A 17978-nucleotide genomic window follows, 5' to 3' on the forward strand; every position below is an offset into this window, starting at 1 on the left:
AAATCCCGCCGAGCGGGACGATTGGTCCGTCGGCTCCTTCTTACAGCCGCCGAGGCACCGGCGACAACAGACCTTGGTCGCGCACGACCGCGACCGCCTTTCGGCCATGATCGACGCCGTCTAAGATTTCCCTTTATGTTCAGCTCTCTACCCCTCTTGAAGCAGTCCAAGACCAATCCTATATGGGGATTGCGCGAAGGCCATTCGGCTTTGCGCATCACTGCCCGGCTCCGTCCAAGGAGCGGGCCCACAACCATATCGCTTCATCAGGAGGATGTGACATGAGGCATTTCGATTTGACCCCCCTTTATCGCTCCACCGTCGGTTTCGACCGGATCGGTTCGCTGCTCGATACGCTGAACACCTACGACGGCGACGTGCCGGCCTACCCGCCCTACAACATCGAGCGGGTGAGCGAGAACGACTACCGCATCAGCATGGCCGTCGCCGGCTTCAGCGACAGCGATCTCGAGATCGAGGTGAAGGAGCACACCTTGTCCATTCGCGGCGAGAAGCGCGTTGAGCAGGAGAACTCGACCTACCTGCATCGTGGCATCGCCGCGCGCAGCTTCGAGCGGCGCTTCCAGCTTGCCGACCATGTGGTCGTGAGGGGCGCGAGCCTTGAGAACGGCCTGCTCCATGTCGACCTCGCGCGCGAACTGCCCGAAGCCATGAAGCCGCGCACCATCGAGATCGCGACCAAGAGCGACGAGCCGAAGGTGATCGACAACCAGGCGGCCTAAGCACGCCATCGGCCGGCACCGGCCAAATGTGAGACGACCGAAGGGCGTTCCCGATCCGCGGAGCGCCCTTCTTCTTGTCGTGCTTGAGGTGACGTCGCTCCCTAAGCCGGTTCGCGCATCGCGACGATGGCGCCGCTCCGCATCAGCCCCGCGAGATTCGCCGCCAAGTCGAAGTCCGCGTCGTCGTCCAATGCCGCCGCGGCCGCAGCCGGCAACGGGTTCCCACCCGAAAGCGCTTGAACGAACGCCGCGCCGCCAGGCGGCAAGCGGTGAACGGCCACCTGAAGCGCGGGACGGAGCACCAGCGCGTCCTCGCGGTCGGCGGGAAGTCGCGCCGGTTCGTCTTCGCCATCGCGCAAGGCCAGTTCCCAGATGGTGATGACCGGGTAGGACGACCGGACGAGAGCGAGCGAGGGATGGAGCGCGAAGGTCATGGCCTCGGCGCTTGCACCGAGCGCCGCCAGCGCCTCCTGGGACAGCGGCGCGGCATCGGCCGCGTGATAGGCGCTGTGCCAAGCCCATTCGAGCCGCGCCACGTCGGCGAGATAAGGCACGGCGGACGCGGGCGGAAAGGCCCCGACATAATCGGCGAAGTCCGCCCCGTAGTGCAGCAGGACCGCCGAGCGTGGCGGAGACGCCGCCACGTACTCCCGCGCCATGGCCCGGAAGAACGCCTCGCCCACGAGCTTGGCGGTCGCCGGGAAACGGCCCGCGAGCACATCGATGAGCCCCGCATAGACATTGTTGCGATAGACGGCGAAGCGCCGGCCGGCGCTCCGGCCAGTGCGGCCGGTCAGAAAAACAGGCACGTCCGCCTCCGCGTCGAGCACGGCGCGGGCAAAAGCGGTTTGGTGCTCCAAATCCCCTTGGTGCCGGGTCGCTGCCGTCCTCATGACGGGGCCACCCGCTCCGGCACAACGGGGCGCCATCGCGGGTGCGTGCTGCGAGCGCGCGATCGGCCCGTTGCGCCTCCGCGAACAGTGCAGGCCAGGCCGGGACGTCGTTGTCCCATTCGATCAAGGTCGGCACGGGCCCTCCGCGCGCAAGCGCCCGTTCATAGAGCGTCCAAACGGGGGCGGCGACTTCGCGTCCATGATCGTCGATGAGCAGGAGCGCGCCATCTTCGTCCGCGTCCTCCGCATGGCCGCCCAGGTGAATCTCGCCGACATGCTCCATGGGGAACGCTTCGAGATAGGCATCCGCACCGAAGCCGTGATTGACGGCCTGAACGAACACGTTGTTCACGTCGAGCAACAGGCCGCAGCCCGTCCGCCGCACGGCCTCGCGCAAGAACTCGACCTCGCGCATCGTCGTTTCGGCATAGGCCACATAGGTCGACGGGTTTTCGAGAAGCATTTGCCGGCCCATCGCATCCTGCACTTCACCGATGTGTTCGCAGACGCGGGCCAGTGTCTCCTCGGTATAGGGGAGCGGCAGGAGGTCGTTGAGATAGACGGTATCGTGGCTCGACCAGGCCAGGTGCTCGGAGAACAGGGCCGGTTCGTAGCGGTCGGCGAGCGCGCGCAGACGGGCAAGATGGCCGGCATCGAGCGGCCCGGCGCCGCCGATGGACAGCCCGACGCCATGCAGCGAGAGCGGATACCGCTCGCGGATGGCCGTCAGATAGGCATGGGGAGGCCCGCCGGCCCCCATATAGTTCTCGGCGTGGATCTCGAACCAGCCGATATCCGGCGCGCCATCGAGAATGTCGCGATAATGCTCAGGCTTAAGCCCGACTCCGCCCCTCGGCGGAATCGGGCCCGTCCCGAATGCTGGGGCGTCGGCCATTAGCCTTGGGTCGGAGGAAGATCGCGATCGACCGCCTCGAGGCTGCCGGTGCGGCCGTCCGGCAGCTCCATCGTGGTGCACTTGCCCTTCGGCACAAGCTTCCAGGCATTGCCCTGGTAGTCGATCTTCGATGTGCCCGCACAGGTCGTGCCCGCGCCGGCGGCGCAATCGTTCTCGCCGGCCTTGGCCACGCCAAAGCATTTCTCCTGCTCCTCCTCGGCGGCAGCGGGGCCGGCGGATGCGGCGAGGCCGAGCGCGGCGGCAAAGGCGCTGGCAACGGCCACGCCGGAAAACGTCTTGGGATTGGTCGTCATAGTCTGGTCCTTCTATCGATTTCGGTTCGTCTCGGGAGGTGACGGTCGGCGAAAAACGGCATCTCACCGCCGGCCGCCTCAGATGCGCCGCAAGTGGGCCGCGAATTTCCGCTCCGGTCAAATCACGCCTCCGCCAGCATGGTGTGATCCGGTGGTCGTTTCAGGGCCCGCTCCAGGCCCTGCAATCATCGAGCCGTTTGGCAGATCCCGGCCCTGGCGCATCCTGAATCTTGCGCTTGTGTGCGCATCGGAAATCTGGCATTTTGGGACCAAATAGGACAGGCTTGCTGACCTTTGTACTAGAGTCTGCGGCGCGTAGCTTTTCACACCGCCTCACACGGGGCGTACAGCTGCCTCGAATCGCCGTTTTCGCTAGCGCGGAGGCGCTAGCGGCCTCCTGATCGATGCTCAGGGCCCGATCTTCACTACTGCCTGTACGGTCACATTGGTGAGGTAGACGGCTGTTGGCCCAACACCAAATGCTCGCCCCTGAAGGGCGAGGCCGAGATTTCATGCAGAAGATGGCACCCCGTGCGCTCATTCCTGGACCTTTCAACGCGGCCCCGAACGGCCTGCCGCGCGCCCAAGGACTCTACGACCCGGCCAACGAACACGATGCGTGCGGCGTCGGGTTCGTCGCGGACCTGAAAGGCAACAAGAGCCACACGATCGTCGAGCACGGCCTCGAGATTCTGGTGAACCTGACCCATCGCGGCGCCGCGGGCGCCGACCCGCGCGACGGCGACGGCGCCGGCATGCTGATTCAGATCCCGCACGCGTTCTTCGAGGAGGTTGGCGCGCCGCTCGGCATCACCCTGCCCGAGCCCGGTGAGTATGCGGTCGGCCAGATCTTCATGCCGTCCAACCAGGCCCAGCGCATCTATTGCGAATCCGCGATCGAGCGCGTGGTCGAATCGGAAGGTTTGACCCTGCTCGGCTGGCGCACCGTCCCGACGGACAACGCGACCCTGTCGCCGGAGGTCATCGAGACCGAGCCGGTTCACCGGCAGGTCTTCATCGGACGCGGCCCCGGCATCACCGACGAGTCGGAGTTCGACGCCCGGCTCTATCTGCTGCGCAAGGTCATCTCGAACACGATCAACGGCGAGACCGGCGGCCACGACATCGGCTTCTACATCGTCTCCTTGTCGTGCCGCACGGTGGTCTACAAGGGCATGTTCCTCGCCTATCAGCTTGGCGCCTACTACCAGGACCTGCACCATCCGAAATTCATTTCGGCGCTGGCACTGGTTCACCAGAGATTTTCGACGAACACGTTCCCGTCCTGGAAGCTATCGCACCCCTTCCGCATGGTCGCCCATAACGGCGAGATCAACACGCTGCGGGGCAATGTGAACTGGATGGCGGCGCGGCAAGCGAGCGTGTCCACGCCGCTCTTCGGCGACGATATCGAGAAGCTGTGGCCGATCTCCTATGAAGGGCAATCCGATACGGCCTGCTTCGACAACGCACTCGAGTTTCTGGTGCAGGGCGGCTACAGCCTCGCCCATGCCGCGATGATGCTGATCCCCGAGGCGTGGTCCGGCAATCCGCTGATGGACGCCAAGCGCCGCGCCTTCTACGAGTATCACGCCTGCCTGATGGAGCCGTGGGACGGCCCGGCCGCCATGGCCTTCACGGACGGACGGCAAATCGGTGCCACGCTGGACCGGAACGGTCTGCGGCCCGCCCGCTATTTCGTGACCGAGGACGATCTCGTCGTCATGGCTTCGGAGACGGGCGTCCTGCCCTTCCCGGAAGACAAGATCGTCGAGAAGTGGCGGCTTCAGCCCGGCAAGATGCTGCTGATCGACCTCGAGAAGGGCTGCATCGTTTCCGACGAGGAGATCAAGGCGGAGCTCACCGACTCGCATCCCTACCAGGCGTGGCTCGACCGGACTCAGATCCACGTTCACGAACTGCCGGGCGCCGCCGCGCCCGCCGCGCGCTCCAATGTCAGCCTGTTGGATCGCCAGCAGGCCTTCGGCTATTCGCAAGAGAGCCTGAAGTTCCTGATGCTTCCCATGGCCCAGACCGGCCAGGAGGCCATCGGCTCCATGGGGACCGACACGCCGATTTCGGCCCTGTCGGATCGCCCGAAGCTGCTGCACACCTATTTCAAGCAAAACTTCGCGCAAGTGACCAACCCGCCGATCGATCCGATCCGCGAAGAGCTCGTCATGTCGCTCGTGACGTTCATCGGTCCGCGCCCCAACCTGCTCAGCCTCGAAGGCACCTCGAAGGAGAAGCGCCTGGAAGCCGCGCAGCCCATTCTCACGAACGAATATCTCGAACGCATTCGGGCCATTGGCGCAGTCGCCGACAACCAGTTCCTGACCGTGACCCTCGACATGACCTATCCCGCCAAGGACGGCGAGAAAGGCATGGCCGGCGCGCTCGACAGACTGTGCCAGAAGGCGGAGGCCGCCGTTCTGGAAGGCGACAACATCATCATCCTGTCGGATCGCGCCACCGACAGCGACCGCATTCCGCTGCCCTCGCTGCTGGCCACGAGCGCGGTGCATCATCACCTGATCCGCTGCGGCTTGCGCACGTCCGTGGGCCTGGTCGTCGAGACGGGCGAAGCCTTCGAGGTGAACCAGTTCTGCACCCTGGCGGGCTACGGCGCCGAGGCGATCAACCCGTATCTGGCGTTCGAGACCCTCGAAACGCTGCTGCCGGATCTCGACGAGGATGTGACCCTCGACGAGGCGATCGCCCGCTACATCAAGGCGGTCGACAAGGGCATGTTGAAGGTCATGTCCAAGATGGGCATCTCGACCTACCAGTCCTATTGCGGCGCCCAGATCTTCGACGCGGTCGGGCTCCGGTCCGACTTCGTGGCCAAATATTTCACCGGCACCAACAGCCAGATCGAAGGCGTCGGCCTCGCGGAAATCGCGAAGGAGACCGTGCAGCGCCACAAGGCGGCTTTCGGCGATGCGCCGGTGTTGAAGAACGCGCTCGAAGTGGGCGGAGAATATGCCTACCGGGTTCGCGGCGAGGCCCATTCCTGGCGGCCTCAGGTCGTGGCCGATCTGCAGCATGCGGTGCGCGGCGGCCTTCCGGAGAAGTACCGTGCCTATGCCGACACGGTGAACCAGCAGGATAAAGAGCTTCTCACCTTGCGCGGCATGTTCCGGATCAAGGACGCCGAAGAGATCGGGCAGAAGGCGATCCCGCTCGACGAGGTCGAACCCGCCACCGAGATCGTGAAGCGCTTCGCCACGGGCGCCATGTCGTTCGGCTCGATCAGCCGCGAAGCGCATACGACGCTCGCGATCGCCATGAACCGGATCGGCGGCAGGTCCAACACGGGCGAAGGCGGCGAGGAAGTGGATCGCTTCACGCCGCTGCCTAATGGCGATTCCATGCGCTCGGCGATCAAGCAAGTGGCCTCGGGCCGCTTCGGCGTGACCACCGAGTACCTGTGCAACGCCGACATGATCCAGATCAAGATGGCGCAAGGGGCAAAGCCCGGCGAAGGCGGCCAACTGCCCGGCCACAAGGTGGACGCGACCATCGCCAAGGTCCGCCACTCCACGCCCGGCGTCGGTCTCATTTCGCCGCCGCCACACCACGACATCTATTCGATCGAAGACCTGAAGCAGCTCATCTACGACCTCAAGAACGTCAACCCGGCAAGCGATGTGTCCGTGAAGCTGGTTTCGGAAGTCGGCGTCGGGACGGTGGCCACAGGCGTCGCGAAGGCCATGGCCGACCATGTCACGATTTCGGGCTTCGAAGGCGGAACCGGCGCATCGCCCCTCACCTCGATCAAGCATGCCGGGTCTCCGTGGGAGATCGGCCTTGCCGAGACCCAGCAGACGCTGGTTTTGAACCGTCTCCGGGGCCGTATCGCGGTCCAGGTGGACGGGGGCCTCCGTACCGGACGCGACGTGATCGTGGGGGCGCTCTTGGGCGCCGACGAATTCGGTTTCTCGACTGCACCGCTGATCGCGGCCGGCTGCATCATGATGCGCAAGTGCCATCTGAACACCTGTCCGGTCGGGATCGCGACCCAGGACCCGGTGTTGCGGGCACGCTTCACCGGCACGCCCGAGCACGTCATCAACTTCTTCTTCTTCGTTGCCGAAGAGGTGCGCGAATACATGGCCGCGCTGGGGTTCCGCTCGTTCAAGGACATGATCGGCCGGACCGAGGTGTTGGACAAGGAAAGCGCGATCGACCATTGGAAGGCGCGCGGGCTCGATTTCACCAAGCTGTTCCACAAGCCCGAAAACGCGATGGATCATCCCATCAGCAATACCGAGCGCCAGGACCATGGTCTGGAGACCGTGCTGGACAACAGGCTGATCGAACTCTGCCGTCCCGCAATCGAGGAGAAGACGCCCGTCAAACTCGACCTCCCCATCAAGAATGTGGACCGGTCGACGGGCGCGATGCTCTCAGGGACGATCGCCAAGCGCTATGGCCATGCCGGCCTCTTGGACGACACGATCTGGATCCGCTTCAACGGCTCGGCCGGACAAAGCTTCGGGGCTTGGCTCGCGCACGGCGTGACGCTCGATCTTGTCGGCGAAGGCAACGACTACGTGGGCAAAGGGCTTTCCGGGGGACGCATCATCGTCCGTCCGCCGGAGGAATCGGGCATCGTTCCCGAGAAGTCGATCATTGTCGGCAACACGGTTATGTACGGCGCCATTTCCGGCGAGTGCTATTTCCGCGGCGTCGGCGGCGAGCGTTTCGGCGTCCGCAATTCCGGCGCGTCGGCCGTGGTCGAAGGCACGGGCGATCACGGCTGCGAATACATGACCGGCGGCGTGGTCGTGGTCATCGGCCCCACGGGCCGGAACTTCGCGGCCGGCATGTCCGGCGGCATCGCCTATGTGCTCGACGAGGCGGGCGATTTCGAACAGCGCTGCAACATGGCCATGGTCGAGCTCGAGCCGATCCCGAGCGAGGACGAAGCCATGGAGAAGGATCAGCATCAAGGCGGCGACCTGGAGACCCATGGTCTCGTCGATCTCACAGACATGACGCGTCACGACGCCGTGCGCCTGCGGAAGCTCATCGAGAACCATTTGCACTATACCGGCTCGACGCGCGCGCGGGAGGTCCTGGACAACTGGTCGACCTATCTGCCGAAATTCGTCAAGGTGATGCCGGTGGAATATCGCCGCGCACTGCAGGAGATGGCGCGGCAGCAGGCCGCCGATCCGTCCGGGCTCGATGACATCGAAATCGGCCTGCGCGGGACCGGCAAATAAGCTGCACGGCTGAGATTTGAGGGCCGGGCTTCGGTAAGGGCCGAGGCGCTGGCGGGGTTGAGATGAGTTAGGGCGGAGATCCTAATCGAATGGGCAAAGTTACAGGATTTCTGGAGATCGAACGCGAAGAGCCAGGCTACGAGCCGGCCGCCGATCGCGTGCGCCACTTCAAGGAGTTCGTCATCGTACCGAGCGATGCGGAGATCGCGAAGCAGGCCGCGCGCTGCATGGATTGCGGCATTCCCTATTGTCATACCGGCTGTCCGATCAACAATCAGATCCCGGACTGGAACGACCTCGTCTACCACGCCGATTGGCAGGACGCGGCGTTGAACCTGCATTCGACGAACAACTTCCCCGAAGTGACCGGGCGCGTCTGCCCGGCGCCGTGCGAGGCAGCCTGCACGCTGAACATCATCGACCAGCCGGTGACCATCAAGTCCATCGAGCGCGCCATCGCGGACCGTGCCTTCGACAAGGGCTGGATCGTGCCGCAACCGCCCGAGACGAAGACCGGCAAGCGCGTTGCCGTCGTGGGATCGGGGCCTGCGGGGCTCGCGGCCGCGCAGCAGCTCGCGCGCGCGGGCCACGACGTCCACGTCTTCGAGAAGAACGCTTATGCGGGCGGACTGCTCCGCTATGGCATTCCGGACTTCAAGATGGAGAAGTCGGTCATTGAGCGCCGCGTCGCGCAGATGGAGGCCGAAGGGGTCACCTTCCACTGCAATGTGGAAGTCGGCAAGGATCTGCAGACGCGCGACCTGGAGCGCAATCATGACGCCGTGCTGCTGGCCGGCGGGTCGGAGCAGCCCCGCGACCTCGCCGTGCCCGGGCGCGAACTCGACGGCATTCACTTCGCCATGACCTTCCTGCCGCAGCAGAACCGCCGCGTTTCGGGCGAACCGCTCGGCGATGTGGAGCCCATCCTTGCAGAGGGCAAGCGCGTTGTCGTGATCGGCGGTGGTGACACAGGCTCCGACTGCATCGGCACCTCGTTCCGTCAGGGCGCGACCGCCGTGACGCAACTCGAAATCATGCCGGAGCCGCCCGCGCACGAAAACAAGGCGCTCACCTGGCCGCATTGGCCGCTCAAGTTCCGCACCTCTTCGAGCCAGGCGGAAGGCGCGGCCCGCGACTTCAGCGTGGCGACGAACCGGTTCCTTGGCGAAGGCAAGGTCGAGAAGCTGGAATGCGTGCGCCTCGACGAGCAGATGAAGCCGATCGAGGGCTCCGAATTCACGATCCCGGCGGATCTCGTGTTTCTGGCCATGGGCTTCTTGCACCCGGTCCAGGACGGCATGATCTCGGACCTGAAACTCGATCTCGACCAGCGCGGCAACGTCAAGGCCAACGAAATCGATTACCAGACCTCACGGAAGAAGGTGTTCGCCGCGGGCGACATGCGTCGCGGCCAGTCGCTCGTGGTCTGGGCCATTCGCGAGGGCCGGCAAGCAGCCCACGCGATCGACAAGTTCCTGATGGGTTCGACCCTGCTGCCGCGCTAGCTCTATTCTTCCGTCTGGCTCCTGATCCAGTCGAGTTTTTCCGCAAGGCGCCCGTAGACGCCGGGCTTGTTCTTTCGTGCGCAGCCATATCCCCAAGAGACGACGCCCGCCAAGAGATAGCTGCCTTTCCGGTCGGGAACCATCAGCGGACCGCCGCTGTCGCCTTGACAGGAATCGTTCCCGCCTTCGACGAAGCCCGCGCAAAACATACTGGGCATGATCTGTCCGGGATAAAGCGGAGAACGGTTGCAGGTGTCGTTCGAGATCACGCGCACGCCGACATGCCGCAAGTCGTTCGAGACGGCACTCCCCTCCTTCGTGAGCCCCCAGCCCGCCACCACGGCGAGCACGCCGTCGTAGAATGAATCCGTTGCCGAACCGGCGCCCCCAGCAGCTTGATCGGGATACTGTCCTGCGCCGGTTCCGCCAGTTTGATGAGCGCCAGGTCGTTCTCGAAGGTGACGGCATTCCAGTCGGGGTGGACCATGAACAAGGCGACGTTCCGAACGGTTCCAGCGTCACTCAGAACGTTCGTTCCATATTTGATCTGGAGCTGTTGCGGCGTGGCGACGTCCTCAAGACAATGGGCCGCCGTAACCACCCAACGATCGGAAATGAGCGTCCCCCCGCAGAAATGGCCGAGGGAGAATGGTTGCCCGGCCACCCCGAGAGACACGATCCAAGGGTATGCGGCGACGGGAGCCGGCTCCCCGCCGACGATGCGCCCGTTCACGCTGAAGGTCCGGCGTCCCTTGTCGACGAAGCTTGCGGCATCGAGAAACGGCGACGTCGTCGGCCCTTGGGCCGAGCGTCCCCGCGGCGACTGCTGATCCATCGGGGCCGGCCCCAGCGCGGGGAGATCGTCCTGAGCCCGGGCTGGCGCCCCGAGTGTCACCGCGCAACTCAACAGGCAAACGCTCACGAAGCCCGTTACGGCCGGATTAGGCCCTCGCACATCTCGCGTCATGATTCCGACCTCCTCCGTCACCTCATCTTGGCTTCGATCCAGTCCTTGTAGGCCGATACGCGGACATAGACGCCGGGCAGGTTCGAGCCGCAGCCCTTCCCCCAACTGACCAGCCCGATCACCATGTATCCTTGGGCATCGTCCCAGATCAGCAGCGGGCCGCCGCTGTCCCCCGCGCAGGAATCGCCGGCCTCGTTGCCGGCACAAAGTTCGTTGTCCCCGACAAGCGATCCGAAATCGGGGTGCGAGGCGCATTGCTCCTTCGTAATCAGGTTCACCCTGACCTGATTCAGATAGACGCTCAGCCGGCCATAGGGAGACAACGAATCCATCCCGTATCCGACCACATACCCGCTCCTGATCTTGTCCAGCAGTTCGCTCTCCACATCCTTAGGAACGAGGGGCGGCAATCTCAGATTCACGGGCGTCGTCCGCAGGAACCTGAACTCGATCAGAGCGATGTCGTTCTTGTGGTTGTTGAAGGGCGGGGTATGGAAGCGCTCGTGGACGACGATCTTCGTCGCGGCCAATCGAGGACCACCGGGTTCGGAAAGGACGTCGTTGTCCAGTGCCAGCCGCAGCTTGATCCGGCTCGGGTCCGACTTGAACTGCGCGACGCAATGCGCGGCGGTCAGAACCCAGCCCTTGGGCACTCTGATGCCGTCGACATCGTCCCACCTGCTCTGGACCATGACGCCGCCGCAAAGATGCCCTTGGTCCGGCGGCTGGTTGGAATGGCCGATGGACACGAGGTACCGGTACTGCCCGCGTGCGGCAAGAAGGTAACCGGACCCCGGCGCGACAACGCGATCCTGGACGGACGGCGGCGCCAAGGCGGCCGGAAGGTATACGACATCCAGGCCAGGCAAATCGCTTGTTCCGACATGCCGCGGCCGCCGGGCTTGCCGGACCGCCCCGTCCTGGTGGGCCACGGACGCCGTTTCTCCCATTGACCGCCATGGGCGCGAAGCCCCAGCGACGGATTGGCCGATCGTCTTCTCGATCCAACCCAGATATCGGGTCACGTCGATATAGACCGTAGGCCGATCTTTTCGCGCGCACCCTCCCCACGCTGACCAACCCGAGAAGATTGAAGTCGCCGCTTTGTGCCGGCACCACCAAGGCGCGCCCGAGAAGCCGGTACAGGCATCGACGCCCTCGAACGCGGACTGCGCACAGAACTCGTCGTCGCGGACTCTGCCCGCGTACATCGTGTCCTGGTTGCAGGTCTCCCGGGGAACCAACCGAACCGTCAGACTTCGCTGCCGATTGAGGCTGGCCGACGCAATCCGGGACTCGGCGATATGTCCCCAACCCGCGACGATCGAGTTCCCAATCTCGCGCCTATCGCTCGATCTCGGACGATAAGAATAGTGCGCGACCTTGATCGGTTTGGGCGCGACATCCCGTTCCAGTTCGAGAAGGGCGAGCCGGGAATCGTTACTGGATCGCCGGCTGGTGTTGCCCTTGTCGTCAGTACCCTGCAGGACCGTTCGCGTTACACGTACGGCCGTGCCTTCCTCCAGATTCGTGCTTCCGATCAGGAGGCGGAGATCATCCTGCGGCAGCCGTCCGTCGCTGCTTGCAAGACAGTGGGCAAGCGTAATGGCCCAGCGAGGCGCAATCAGCGTTGCATTGCAAACGAACGTGTCCGCCGGCCCGGCGGAAGCGCGCCCTAACGTCAGTGCCGTGGCAAACGCATAGACACCGTCGGGAGCCTCCAGTTGCGCATAGAGCCTCTGCTCCTGTTCGTCGCTGAGCGGCAGCACGACACCTGCGCAGGCCATCGTCACGTCGAGAACGGACACAAGCGCGATCGTGCAAGCAACGATACGCATCATCGCTAAGACCCTTGGCACAACCTTTGGGAGATAATGCTATAATGTTATCGTAATACGAGCAACGTCGTTCGCATCCGCGCGATGTGCGCGCGGCCGGTCGCTCGCGCTCGAGACGAACCGCAATGGCCGGCAAGCCGCCCACGCAATCGACAAAAGTCCTGATGGAATCGTTCCCGCGGCAGTGCCGGGCCTAGCTCGGTGGCCAGGCGAAATCGTCGGCGCGTCCGGACTTCGGCTCCAACTGCTCGCCGCGCACGAGAACCCGGTAATAGGGCCTTTGGGCCAGCGGCAATTGCGGTCGCGACGAGGACAACGTGACGTCGGAAACGGCGGAGATCGACGAGATCGCGGTATAGCCCCCGGGCAAGTCCGCCGTGATCACCTGCGGGTCGCGCGCCCCTCCGCCGGCTGCATCCGCCGACGGGTCGGCAACAGGCGCGGCCGCGTCCCGGTTTGGCCGGAAGACACTGACATCGCCAACCTGATCCTCTCTTAAGGCATCCTCCTCGCCGCCATCGGCCGCTCCGCCTCCCGGGGCCGCACGTCCGGCAACGGGGTCCGGCGCGGATGTCAGCCCGCTGGCAACCTTCGCCTGTTCTTCGGGATCGCCGGCAAGCGGAATATCGCGTTCCTTCTTGGCAAGTTCGATGTCCTGGCGAAGCTCCTTGTTGACGAGCTTGGCCAGTTTGAGATTGCCGTACCCGGTAAAGCCGTCGCCGTCGCGCATGCGTTGGGTCCGTCCCTGCTCGTCCGTGCCCACCAGGGTGTACTGGCCGTTCTCGTCGGCGAACTCGGACCAGGTGTCGACGAATTTGGCGCCGTTGACGAACGCCTTCTCGCGAAACACGTCATTGAGGCGCTCCGCCGCGTTCCGCTGTCCCTCCGACCGCATGACGGGCAGGCCGACCCAGTAGACGCCGAGCCCGGCCCCCCGCAATTTCGCAATGAACGTCTCGACGCGCCCGCCATAGGCCTCGCGCCATTCCTCGGTCCCGACCTTGAGCACCTTGCCGTCTTTGCTGATCGGCTTGTTCTCACCGAGACCGAATAGGACGACCGCGGCATGGTAGTTGCCGTCGCTCATGATTTTGTCGATCTGGCTGTTCCAGTCGTAGCGCTTCGGATCGGTGAACCCGGTCCACTTCTTGGACTGCTGCAGGACGTCTACGGTCGGGTCGTCCTCGAAGGTCCGATACAGCCCGTTCCAGAGCTCCTCCCCCAGCCCGTCGCCAAGCACCACGATACGGTAGCGGTCTCCATTGGGGAACGGCGTGATGTAACTGCGATGGGCGAGCGCGTCTTGCGCCGCCACGGCGTCTGGCGCCAGGGGCACGAGCAGTGCCGCAAGCGTCAGGATGATCAAGCCAATGAAACGAGGCATCGGGATGCACGTGTTCCTAGTGCGGGACATCAAGCTGCCATTATAACACTAATTCGCCGACGGCGGCGCGGCATCGGACGCGCTTCGCGGATGGGTCGAGACGCCGCCCGTGTGCCAGGCGTCCCAGGGCGAAGTCTGGAGCGGATGCGGCTGCTGTGGGTAGCCGGCGGGTGCAAAGCCCTGAGCCTGTTGAGGCGCGGGAATGAGCGCCTGCGGTGCCAGGGCCTGCGGCATGGCAGCTTGGGCCGGAACCGCCTGAGGCGCGGCGGCTTGCGCCGGAGCGGGCTGGGCCGGAACAGCTTGGTCCGGCGCGGCTTGCGGCGCCGGAATCGATGCCGTCGATTGCGGCACCATGGCGGGCGCCATAGCCGGGGCATCGGCCCGTAGCTGCTTGAGAATGGTCTGCGTCGGATAGCCATCGACCGGCAGGCCCTTGGTGCGCTGATAGGCGCGCACGCCTTCGAGCGTACCGCTGCCGACAATTCCATCCACGTCGCCCTCAAGGTGGCCGAGCGCGATCAAATGGCGCTGCAGCTCCATGCGCTGCTCCATGGAGAGGCGATTTTCGCTCGTGGGCCAGGACTGGACGAAGGGACCGTAACCGGCCAGCCGGTCGGCCAGATGACCTACGGCAAGCGCGTAAGAGTCGGCCTGGTTGTACCGGAGGATCGAGCGGAAATTATTCAGGACAAGGAAGGACGGCCCGTTGCGTCCGTCCGGCGACAAGAGCTGTGCATTGTCGCCCGGGCGCGGAAAGGGCTGGCCGTTGACGCGCGCGATCCCAGCCTTCTGCCAGCTCGCAAGGGTCCGGGACGTCCCGCGCTTGTAGCTCTTGGCGGTGTAGCTCTTGGGCAACGTGACCTCGTAGCCCCAGGTCTGGCCCGCAATCCAACGCGATTTCTTCAAGTAGGCCGCCGTCGAACCGAGCGCATCGGGGATCGTGTCCCAGATATCGCGGCGCCCGTCGCCGTCGAAATCGACGGCATAGGCGGAATAGGTCGTCGGAATGAACTGGGTATGCCCCATGGCACCCGCCCAGGACCCGTTGAAATGGGCCGGATCCGTATCGCCGTGCTGAAGAATCTTCAGTGCCGAGACGATCTGGCCGCGAGCGAACTTGGCCTTGACCCCCGAACACGCCAGGGTCATCAGCGACTGGATGACCTGCTTGTCGCCCTTGTTGGTGCCGTAGTTCGATTCCACGCCCCAGATCGCAAGAACGATGTGCTTGTCCACGCCGTACTTGGCTTCGACCGCATCGAGAAGCGGCCCGTATTCGATGAGCTTTTGCTGGCCCATTGCAAGCCGCTTCGGCGAGATGGCGCGCTCGACATATTCGCCCATGGGCTTCTTGTATTCGGGCTGGTACTTGGCGGACTCGATCACCTCTTCGTCGCGGGTAATGCCGGCGGTCGCCCGCTCGAACGTATCCCAGCTCACGCCGGCCCGCTTGGCGGCGGGCCAGAAGCTCTTCACGCAGCTCTGAAACCGGTCCGCCTGCGCGGGACTCGGGACGGCCACAGCGGAAACGCAGGCCAAACCGGCCGATAAAACAGCCGACATCAGAGCTTTGGGGACGTTCATGGGTCGCATTCCGGGAACCTAGCAATTGGGGCGGGCAAAACCGTGGCAAACCCGCCGTTACGCATTTGCGTAGAATTACAGGACCTACTTTAGCACCTGGTTAATCAAGGCGTGGCTCGGGTAGCAGGTCAAGGGCAATCCCCGTGCCTTCTCCTCCTTGCCGATCGTCTGCCGGGTCTTGAAGCCCACCAGACCGTCGACCTTCCCAACATCATGCCCCTGGGAAACAAGCACTTTTTGGAACTCCAAGATACGGCCGCGGGTGAAGCGCTCGACCGGATGCCAGGTGCCGACAAAGTCCACCGGCGTGTCGTAGGCGATCATATCGGCCACGTGGCCGACGAAAATCGCGTAGACGTCGGAGTTGTTGTAGAGCTTCAGCACCGAGAAATTGGTTGTGGCCAGGAAAGCGGGCCCCTTCATCCCGGCCGGCAGCACGAGAAACGTCCAATCGCCCAGCCGGTCTTTCGGGAACGGCCGGCCCTTGACGCGCTGGACGCCGAGGTCGATCCACTCCTTGATCGGGAGCGCCTGATCGGGGCCTTGCCGCGTACAGTCGAAATTCTTCGGCAAGGTCACTTCATAAGCCCACGGCTGTTTGCCGTCCCAGCCCTGGCTGCGCAGCGAATTGCCGGCACTGGCCAGGGCGTCGGGCACCGAACGCCAAATATCCCGCCGTCCGTCGCCGTCGAAATCCACGGCATAGTCCTCGAAGTCGCCCGGCAGGAACTGGGTGTGCCCCATCGCACCCGCCCAGGAGCTCTTCATCATCTTGCGGGTCGCATGGCCGAGCTCGATGATCTTGAGCGCGCCGATCAATTGTGGGCGGAACTCGTCGGGCCGCCGCCCCATGAAGGCCTGGGTCGCGATTGCCGTCACTGCATCGTGTGGCAGCGCCGCCTCGCCGAACCCGGTCTCGCGGCCCCAAATGGCAACGACGATACTGGCCGGAACCCCATATTGCTCTTCGATGGCCTTGAGCGTGGGCGCAAGCTGCCGGTACTTGGCACGGCCGCTATTGGCGAGCGCGTTCAGGCTGCTGGCCTTGAAGTAGTTCTGCGGCACGCCGAACTCGGCCTGCGGCTTCGGCTTGGGCTTCATGGCGGCCGGCAGCGACGGCCACCCGGATAGGCCGGATCCGGCGGCACCAACTGCGGCAGCGACCAGTCGAGCTTCAGGCCCTTGAGCTGCGCATCGAACGTCGCCCGCGAGACGCCTGCCGCTTCGGCCTCCGGCCACAAGCCCTCCAGCCACTGCGCGAAACCAGCTTCGACGGCCCGCTTGTAATCGGACGTCGGACTGGCGGCGCCCGCCTCCGGCATCGCGGCCAGCGCGAGGGCAACCAGCAACGCGAACGCCAAGCGCATCCGTATAACCAAGGCAGCCGCCATGAACGGTCCTTCAAGCCTCCAAACGAATCCCGTTGCCGATTGTGGCGAGCCTCTTTGGCCTTGAAAAGGCGACTTTGGCGGGGAATGAGGAATGGCGCGCCTTACGCGGTCCCGCGCCCGCCCTTGAGGTGCCGTTCCCAGGCCAGGGCGTGCCCGACGATCGTATCGAGGTCGTTCAACTGCGGCTCCCAGCCAAGGACGTCGCGAATCCGCCCGGCACCCGCAACCAGGTCAGGCGGATCGCCCGGACGGCGCTCCACCGTGCGGACGGGAAAATCGACGCCCGAAACCCGTTTCACCGCATCCACGACCTCGAAGACCGAGAAGCCGTTCCCGTAGCCGCAATTCAACACCGTGCTCTCACCGCCGGCGCGCAGGTAGCGCAACGCATCGAGATGGGCCCGGACGAGGTCTGTGACGTGGATATAGTCGCGGATACACGTTCCGTCCGGGGTCTGATAGTCCGTTCCGAAGATATCGATCCCGGGCCGGCTTCCGACGGCCGCCTCCGACGCAACCTTGATCAGATGCGTGGCCCGCGGCGTGGACTGTCCGGTTCGCCCGGCCGGGTCCGCTCCGGCCACGTTGAAATAGCGCAAGGCCACATAACGCAAGGGATACGCCCGCGCCGTATCGGCGAGCATGGTCTCGGTCATCAGTTTGGAACTTCCGTAGGGCGAAATGGGCCGCGGCGGCGCCTCTTCGGTGATGGGCGAACGCTCCGGCTCGCCGTAGACCGCCGCCGTCGACGAGAAGATGAAATGCGGCACGCCCGCATCCACAGCACAGGCCAGGAGGCTCCGGGAATTGCAAGTGTTGTTGCCGTAATAGCCCAGGGGGTCGGTGATCGAGTCGGGCACGACGATCGACCCGGCAAAGTGCAGGATCGCGTCGATATCATGCTCTTTCAGTATCCGGCCGACCAATGCGGAATCGCCGACATTGCCTTCGACGAACGTGGCGGTGTCGGGGACCGCCGACCGGAAGCCAGTCGACAAATTGTCCAGAACCACGACATCTTCGCCCGCGCCGATGAGCTCCAACACCATATGGCTGCCGATATAACCCGCACCGCCTGTGACAAGCACGCTCATCGATTTCGACCCCTGAAAAACTGCGATTCACCTGGTCCATATGTGTTATCGCAGCAAGGTTAGGGACTTCTAAGCGCCCTAATTTTGGTATGTCTACCGTCGACCTTCCTGCCCCCGATTCGCCGCCGGGTCCAGCCCA

At 64.3% G+C, this 17978-nt stretch carries 13 protein-coding genes and 1 pseudogene; 3 read left to right on the plus strand and 11 right to left on the minus strand.

Features of this window, described 5'->3' with window-relative positions; genetic code table 11:
- The first annotated feature begins 281 nt into the window (after window positions 1–281).
- Window positions 282–743 carry an Hsp20 family protein gene (locus AUC68_RS07940; RefSeq protein WP_069437146.1) on the plus strand — a complete coding sequence of 154 codons (462 nt, stop codon included), beginning with the start codon at window positions 282–284 and terminating at the stop codon, window positions 741–743.
- Between the two features lie 101 nt (window positions 744–844).
- On the opposite strand, the gene AUC68_RS07945 is transcribed toward AUC68_RS07940, so the two are convergent.
- From AUC68_RS07945 to AUC68_RS07955, 3 genes and pseudogenes are all read right to left on the minus strand, one after another.
- Window positions 845–1636 carry an HvfC/BufC N-terminal domain-containing protein gene (locus AUC68_RS07945; protein ID WP_069437147.1) on the minus strand — a complete coding sequence of 264 codons (792 nt, stop codon included), beginning with the start codon at window positions 1634–1636 and terminating at the stop codon, window positions 845–847.
- A gap of 52 nt (window positions 1637–1688) precedes the next feature.
- Window positions 1689–2531 (minus strand): annotated as a pseudogene (gene bufB, locus AUC68_RS15820) (MNIO family bufferin maturase); the annotation flags it as partial.
- Complete coding sequence (locus tag AUC68_RS07955) at window positions 2531–2845, minus strand: BufA1 family periplasmic bufferin-type metallophore (protein WP_069437149.1); 315 nt, start codon at window positions 2843–2845, stop codon at window positions 2531–2533. The pseudogene bufB and the gene AUC68_RS07955, both read right to left, overlap by 1 nt.
- A gap of 521 nt (window positions 2846–3366) precedes the next feature.
- Here AUC68_RS07955 and gltB point away from each other — a divergent pair.
- The gene (gene gltB, locus AUC68_RS07960) at window positions 3367–8076 is read left to right on the plus strand and encodes a glutamate synthase large subunit (RefSeq protein ID WP_069437442.1); all 4710 of its coding nucleotides are present in this window, start codon (window positions 3367–3369) and stop codon (window positions 8074–8076) included.
- An 89-nt stretch (window positions 8077–8165) separates the two neighbouring features.
- A complete protein-coding gene (locus tag AUC68_RS07965; protein WP_069437150.1) occupies window positions 8166–9581 on the plus strand; it encodes a glutamate synthase subunit beta in 1416 nt (471 codons plus the stop codon).
- 2 nt (window positions 9582–9583) lie between these two features.
- Here AUC68_RS07965 and AUC68_RS15825 read toward each other — a convergent pair whose 3' ends face one another.
- The 8 genes from AUC68_RS15825 to galE all read right to left on the minus strand — a co-directional run bounded on the left by AUC68_RS15825 (window position 9584) and on the right by galE (window position 17839).
- A complete protein-coding gene (locus tag AUC68_RS15825) occupies window positions 9584–9931 on the minus strand; it encodes a serine protease (RefSeq protein WP_342027470.1) in 348 nt (115 codons plus the stop codon).
- Window positions 9847–10548: a S1 family peptidase gene (locus AUC68_RS18170; RefSeq protein WP_141701158.1), complete on the minus strand. Its 702-nt coding sequence runs from the start codon at window positions 10546–10548 to the stop codon at window positions 9847–9849. The genes AUC68_RS15825 and AUC68_RS18170 overlap by 85 nt, the downstream gene beginning before the upstream one ends.
- 17 nt (window positions 10549–10565) lie before the next feature.
- Window positions 10566–12389, minus strand: coding sequence for a S1 family serine peptidase (locus tag AUC68_RS07980; protein WP_069437153.1), 1824 nt, complete (start codon window positions 12387–12389; stop codon window positions 10566–10568).
- Window positions 12390–12579: 190 nt separating this feature from the next.
- On the minus strand, window positions 12580–13770 hold the full coding sequence (locus AUC68_RS07985; protein WP_069437154.1) for an SGNH/GDSL hydrolase family protein: 1191 nt from the start codon (window positions 13768–13770) through the stop codon (window positions 12580–12582).
- Between the two features lie 48 nt (window positions 13771–13818).
- Window positions 13819–15354 (minus strand): lytic murein transglycosylase, encoded by a 1536-nt coding sequence (locus AUC68_RS07990; RefSeq protein WP_069437155.1) that lies wholly within the window; start codon window positions 15352–15354, stop codon window positions 13819–13821.
- An 84-nt stretch (window positions 15355–15438) separates the two neighbouring features.
- Window positions 15439–16455: a lytic murein transglycosylase gene (locus AUC68_RS07995; protein ID WP_083240546.1), complete on the minus strand. Its 1017-nt coding sequence runs from the start codon at window positions 16453–16455 to the stop codon at window positions 15439–15441.
- Complete coding sequence (locus tag AUC68_RS15830) at window positions 16452–16745, minus strand: hypothetical protein (RefSeq protein ID WP_141701160.1); 294 nt, start codon at window positions 16743–16745, stop codon at window positions 16452–16454. The genes AUC68_RS07995 and AUC68_RS15830 overlap by 4 nt, the downstream gene beginning before the upstream one ends.
- A gap of 101 nt (window positions 16746–16846) precedes the next feature.
- Entirely contained in the window at window positions 16847–17839 is a 993-nt protein-coding gene (gene galE / locus AUC68_RS08000) for a UDP-glucose 4-epimerase GalE (protein WP_069437156.1), read from the minus strand.
- Window positions 17840–17978 lie beyond the last annotated feature (139 nt).

The sequence above is a fragment of the Methyloceanibacter methanicus genome (genome assembly GCF_001723285.1).
GTDB lineage: Bacteria > Pseudomonadota > Alphaproteobacteria > Rhizobiales > Methyloligellaceae > Methyloceanibacter > Methyloceanibacter methanicus.

Coding starts and splice junctions, on each gene's coding strand:
- AUC68_RS07995 (WP_083240546.1), bottom strand. CDS start 16,455: ATGAAGCCCAAGCCGAAGCCGCAGGCCGAGTTCGGCGTGCCGCAGAAC.
- gltB (WP_069437442.1), top strand. CDS start 3,367: ATGGCACCCCGTGCGCTCATTCCTGGACCTTTCAACGCGGCCCCGAAC.
- AUC68_RS07945 (WP_069437147.1), bottom strand. CDS start 1,636: ATGAGGACGGCAGCGACCCGGCACCAAGGGGATTTGGAGCACCAAACC.
- AUC68_RS07980 (WP_069437153.1), bottom strand. CDS start 12,389: ATGATGCGTATCGTTGCTTGCACGATCGCGCTTGTGTCCGTTCTCGAC.
- AUC68_RS07965 (WP_069437150.1), top strand. CDS start 8,166: ATGGGCAAAGTTACAGGATTTCTGGAGATCGAACGCGAAGAGCCAGGC.
- AUC68_RS07985 (WP_069437154.1), bottom strand. CDS start 13,770: ATGCCTCGTTTCATTGGCTTGATCATCCTGACGCTTGCGGCACTGCTC.
- AUC68_RS07940 (WP_069437146.1), top strand. CDS start 282: ATGAGGCATTTCGATTTGACCCCCCTTTATCGCTCCACCGTCGGTTTC.
- AUC68_RS18170 (WP_141701158.1), bottom strand. CDS start 10,548: ATGACGCGAGATGTGCGAGGGCCTAATCCGGCCGTAACGGGCTTCGTG.
- AUC68_RS15830 (WP_141701160.1), bottom strand. CDS start 16,745: ATGGCGGCTGCCTTGGTTATACGGATGCGCTTGGCGTTCGCGTTGCTG.
- AUC68_RS07990 (WP_069437155.1), bottom strand. CDS start 15,354: ATGAACGTCCCCAAAGCTCTGATGTCGGCTGTTTTATCGGCCGGTTTG.
- galE (WP_069437156.1), bottom strand. CDS start 17,839: ATGAGCGTGCTTGTCACAGGCGGTGCGGGTTATATCGGCAGCCATATG.
- AUC68_RS07955 (WP_069437149.1), bottom strand. CDS start 2,845: ATGACGACCAATCCCAAGACGTTTTCCGGCGTGGCCGTTGCCAGCGCC.